The sequence below is a fragment of the Microbacterium sp. PRC9 genome, from assembly GCF_031844125.1.
Classification (GTDB): Bacteria; Actinomycetota; Actinomycetes; order Actinomycetales; family Microbacteriaceae; genus Microbacterium.
The window spans coordinates 1-5447 of record NZ_JAUZUR010000017.1; the positions used below are offsets into that span (position 1 = coordinate 1).

At 55.0% G+C, this 5447-nt stretch carries 3 rRNA genes; all 3 read left to right on the top strand.

Annotation, left to right across the window (positions count from 1 at the left end):
* Positions 1–138 precede the first annotated feature (138 nt).
* Positions 139–1660 (top strand): 16S ribosomal RNA (locus Q9R33_RS20420).
* Positions 1661–2093: 433 nt separating this feature from the next.
* Positions 2094–5198: ribosomal RNA gene (locus tag Q9R33_RS20425) — 23S ribosomal RNA — on the top strand.
* A gap of 126 nt (positions 5199–5324) precedes the next feature.
* Positions 5325–5441 (top strand): 5S ribosomal RNA (gene rrf / locus Q9R33_RS20430).
* The 16S, 23S and 5S rRNA genes sit together here, the layout of an rRNA operon.
* Positions 5442–5447 lie beyond the last annotated feature (6 nt).

The following is a 5447-nucleotide window of genomic DNA, read 5'->3' on the forward strand; positions in this document are numbered from 1 at the left end:
TTTTTTCTCTGTCGACCATTTTTTGGTTGGTGGGGGTCTTTTTTGGATCAATTCATGGATGTCAGTTTGATATTCGTTTTTGGTCATGATTGAACTCGCTGCTTTCGGTCTTATTCCGATTGTTTGCAGCATCATTTTTTTATGGAGAGTTTGATCCTGGCTCAGGATGAACGCTGGCGGCGTGCTTAACACATGCAAGTCGAACGGTGAAGCCAAGCTTGCTTGGTGGATCAGTGGCGAACGGGTGAGTAACACGTGAGCAACCTGCCCTGGACTCTGGGATAAGCGCTGGAAACGGTGTCTAATACTGGATATGAGCTTCTACCGCATGGTGGGGGTTGGAAAGATTTTTCGGTCTGGGATGGGCTCGCGGCCTATCAGCTTGTTGGTGAGGTAATGGCTCACCAAGGCGTCGACGGGTAGCCGGCCTGAGAGGGTGACCGGCCACACTGGGACTGAGACACGGCCCAGACTCCTACGGGAGGCAGCAGTGGGGAATATTGCACAATGGGCGGAAGCCTGATGCAGCAACGCCGCGTGAGGGATGACGGCCTTCGGGTTGTAAACCTCTTTTAGCAAGGAAGAAGCGAAAGTGACGGTACTTGCAGAAAAAGCGCCGGCTAACTACGTGCCAGCAGCCGCGGTAATACGTAGGGCGCAAGCGTTATCCGGAATTATTGGGCGTAAAGAGCTCGTAGGCGGTTTGTCGCGTCTGCTGTGAAATCCCGAGGCTCAACCTCGGGCCTGCAGTGGGTACGGGCAGACTAGAGTGCGGTAGGGGAGATTGGAATTCCTGGTGTAGCGGTGGAATGCGCAGATATCAGGAGGAACACCGATGGCGAAGGCAGATCTCTGGGCCGTAACTGACGCTGAGGAGCGAAAGGGTGGGGAGCAAACAGGCTTAGATACCCTGGTAGTCCACCCCGTAAACGTTGGGAACTAGTTGTGGGGTCCTTTCCACGGATTCCGTGACGCAGCTAACGCATTAAGTTCCCCGCCTGGGGAGTACGGCCGCAAGGCTAAAACTCAAAGGAATTGACGGGGACCCGCACAAGCGGCGGAGCATGCGGATTAATTCGATGCAACGCGAAGAACCTTACCAAGGCTTGACATACACGAGAACACTCTAGAAATAGGGGACTCTTTGGACACTCGTGAACAGGTGGTGCATGGTTGTCGTCAGCTCGTGTCGTGAGATGTTGGGTTAAGTCCCGCAACGAGCGCAACCCTCGTTCTATGTTGCCAGCACGTAATGGTGGGAACTCATGGGATACTGCCGGGGTCAACTCGGAGGAAGGTGGGGATGACGTCAAATCATCATGCCCCTTATGTCTTGGGCTTCACGCATGCTACAATGGCCGGTACAAAGGGCTGCAATACCGTGAGGTGGAGCGAATCCCAAAAAGCCGGTCCCAGTTCGGATTGAGGTCTGCAACTCGACCTCATGAAGTCGGAGTCGCTAGTAATCGCAGATCAGCAACGCTGCGGTGAATACGTTCCCGGGTCTTGTACACACCGCCCGTCAAGTCATGAAAGTCGGTAACACCTGAAGCCGGTGGCCCAACCCTTGTGGAGGGAGCCGTCGAAGGTGGGATCGGTAATTAGGACTAAGTCGTAACAAGGTAGCCGTACCGGAAGGTGCGGCTGGATCACCTCCTTTCTAAGGAGCACCTCAACCCGTAAGGGTTGCAGGACCCAGATCAGGACGAATGTTCCTGGTTGGGGCTCGTGGGTGGAACATTTGACATGGCATCAGCGCAGCTGGTTCCTACTAGTACGCCGCACCTTTCGGGGTGTGGTTGGAGGGTGGGGGTTGGTGAGCGGGGTGCCTGCACGCTGTTGGGTCCTGAGGGACCGGACGCCGCTTGATCCTCTTCGGGGGGTGGGGTGGTGTGCAACTCTCTAGGGCTTCTGCTGCCGGCTGTTTGGTCGTGTGGTGGGGGTGCCGCCCGTACTTTGAGAACTACACAGTGGACGCGAGCATCTTTGCAAGATGACCCTTTGGGGTTGTTTTGTGTTGATGATCTTAAAGATCATTAGTCAATTTCTGTCGCACTCCTTTTGGGAGTGTGGCTGAGTTTTGATTCTCATGTTTTCAAGTCTTTAAGAGCAAACGGTGGATGCCTTGGCATCTGGAGCCGAAGAAGGACGTAGCAATCTGCGATAAGCCTCGGGGAACTGATAAGCAAGTTTTGATCCGAGGGTGTCCGAATGGGGAAACCCCGCTGGGCGGCGTGCCGACCTAGTGACTCCCGCCTGAATATATAGGGCGGGTAGAGGGAACGTGGGGAAGTGAAACATCTCAGTACCCACAGGAAGAGAAAACAACCGTGATTCCGTGAGTAGTGGCGAGCGAAATCGGATCAGGCTAAACCTCATGTGTGTGAGAGCCGGCAGGCGTTGCATGTGGGGGGTTGCGGGACGTTCCTGATCATTCTGCCGAGTGGTCGACGTGACAGAAGCGTATAGACGAACCGTCTTGAAAGGCGGGCCAGAGTGGGTGCCAGCCCCGTAGTCGAAATGCGTGTTCTGGCGTGGAGCGTATCCCAAGTAGCACGGGGCCCGAGAAATCCCGTGTGAATCTGTCAGGACCACCTGATAAGCCTAAATACTCCCAGATGACCGATAGCGGACAAGTACCGTGAGGGAAAGGTGAAAAGTACCCCGGGAGGGGAGTGAAATAGTACCTGAAACCGTTTGCTTACAAACCGTTGGAGCACCCCTGGTAGGTGTGACAGCGTGCCTTTTGAAGAATGAGCCTGCGAGTTAGCGATATGTGGCGAGGTTAACCCGGGTGGGGTAGCCGTAGCGAAAGCGAGTCTGAATAGGGCGATTCAGTCGCATGTCCTAGACCCGAAGCGAAGTGATCTATCCATGGCCAGGCTGAAGCGACGGTAAGACGTCGTGGAGGGCCGAACCCACTTAGGTTGAAAACTGAGGGGATGAGCTGTGGATAGGGGTGAAAGGCCAATCAAACTTCGTGATAGCTGGTTCTCTCCGAAATGCATTTAGGTGCAGCGTTGCGTGTTTCTTGCCGGAGGTAGAGCTACTGGATGGCCGATGGGCCCTACAAGGTTACTGACGTCAGCCAAACTCCGAATGCCGGTAAGTGAGAGCGCAGCAGTGAGACTGTGGGGGATAAGCTTCATAGTCGAGAGGGAAACAACCCAGACCACCATCTAAGGTCCCTAAGCGCGTGCTAAGTGGGAAAGGATGTGGAGTTGCTTAGACAACCAGGAGGTTGGCTTAGAAGCAGCCACCCTTGAAAGAGTGCGTAATAGCTCACTGGTCAAGTGATTCCGCGCCGACAATGTAACGGGGCTCAAGCACGCCACCGAAGTTGTGGCATTGACATTATTGGTAGGCCTTCGTGGTCCAGCCGTGTTGATGGGTAGGAGAGCGTCGTGTGGCGAGTGAAGCGGCGGGGTGACCCAGCCGTGGACGCCACACGAGTGAGAATGCAGGCATGAGTAGCGAAAGACGTGTGAGAAACACGTCCTCCGAAAGACCAAGGGTTCCAGGGTCAAGCTAATCTTCCCTGGGTAAGTCGGGACCTAAGGCGAGGCCGACAGGCGTAGTCGATGGACAACGGGTTGATATTCCCGTACCGGCGAAGAACCGCCCAAACTAATCCAGTAGTGCTAAGTATCTGAATCCCCATGACCGGATCCTTCGGGTGATGGCGTGGGGCCTAGCGTACGACCCCATTCTGGTGCGGTTAGCGTATTAACAGGTGTGACGCAGGAAGGTAGCCCATCCCGGGCGATGGTTGTCCCGGGGCAAGTGCGTAGGCCGAGTCATAGGCAAATCCGTGACTCATACAGGCTGAGACACGATGCGGATGAAAAGTGGGTGATCCTATGCTGCCGAGAAAAGCATCGACGCGAGGTTCTAGCCGCCCGTACCCCAAACCGACTCAGGTGGTCAGGTAGAGAATACCAAGGAGATCGAGAGAATCGTGGTTAAGGAACTCGGCAAAATGCCCCCGTAACTTCGGGAGAAGGGGGGCCATCCACTTATACCAGCTTGCCTGGAAAAGGGTGTGGTGGCCGCAGAGACTAGTGGGTAGCGACTGTTTACTAAAAACACAGGTCCGTGCCAAGTCGCAAGACGATGTATACGGACTGACGCCTGCCCGGTGCTGGAAGGTTAAGAGGACCGGTTAGCCGCAAGGCGAAGCTGAGAATTTAAGCCCCAGTAAACGGCGGTGGTAACTATAACCATCCTAAGGTAGCGAAATTCCTTGTCGGGTAAGTTCCGACCTGCACGAATGGCGTAACGACTTCCCAACTGTCTCAACCGCGAACTCGGCGAAATTGCATTACGAGTAAAGATGCTCGTTACGCGCAGCAGGACGGAAAGACCCCGTGACCTTTACTACAGCTTGGTATTGGTGTTCGGTGTGGCTTGTGTAGGATAGGTGGGAGACTGTGAAGCCATGACGCCAGTTATGGTGGAGTCATTGTTGAAATACCACTCTGGTCACTCTGGATATCTAACTTCGAACCGTAATCCGGTTCAGGGACAGTGCCTGGTGGGTAGTTTAACTGGGGCGGTTGCCTCCCAAAAAGTAACGGAGGCGCCCAAAGGTTCCCTCAACCTGGTTGGCAATCAGGTGGCGAGTGTAAGTGCACAAGGGAGCTTGACTGTGAGACTGACAGGTCGAGCAGGGACGAAAGTCGGGACTAGTGATCCGGCAGTGGCTTGTGGAAGCGCTGTCGCTCAACGGATAAAAGGTACCTCGGGGATAACAGGCTGATCTTGCCCAAGAGTCCATATCGACGGCATGGTTTGGCACCTCGATGTCGGCTCGTCGCATCCTGGGGCTGGAGTAGGTCCCAAGGGTTGGGCTGTTCGCCCATTAAAGCGGTACGCGAGCTGGGTTTAGAACGTCGTGAGACAGTTCGGTCCCTATCCGCTGCGCGCGTAGGAAGTTTGAGAGGATCTGACCCTAGTACGAGAGGACCGGGTTGGACGAACCTCTGGTGTGCCAGTTGTACTGCCAAGTGCACCGCTGGTTAGCTACGTTCGGGATGGATAACCGCTGAAAGCATCTAAGCGGGAAGCCGGCCTCAAGATGAGACTTCCATACCTTCGGGTGAGAGGCTCCCAGCCAGACTACTGGGTTGATAGGCCAGATGTGGAAGCACGGCAACGTGTGCAGCTGACTGGTACTAATAAGCCGATGACTTGAAAACACCTCCCCCTCCCTTGGAGGGGTCGAGATTGCTCGCGTCCACTGAGTGGTTCCCGATGTACGGTCGGGAACACAACAAAAAAGAGAACTTTTCACGTTGTGAAAGCACCGAACTCATCGAAAGAGTTTCGGCGGCCATAGCGAGAGGGAAACGCCCGGTCCCATTCCGAACCCGGAAGCTAAGCCTCTCAGCGCCGATGGTACTGCAGGGGGGACCCTGTGGGAGAGTAGGACACCGCCGGACACCCAT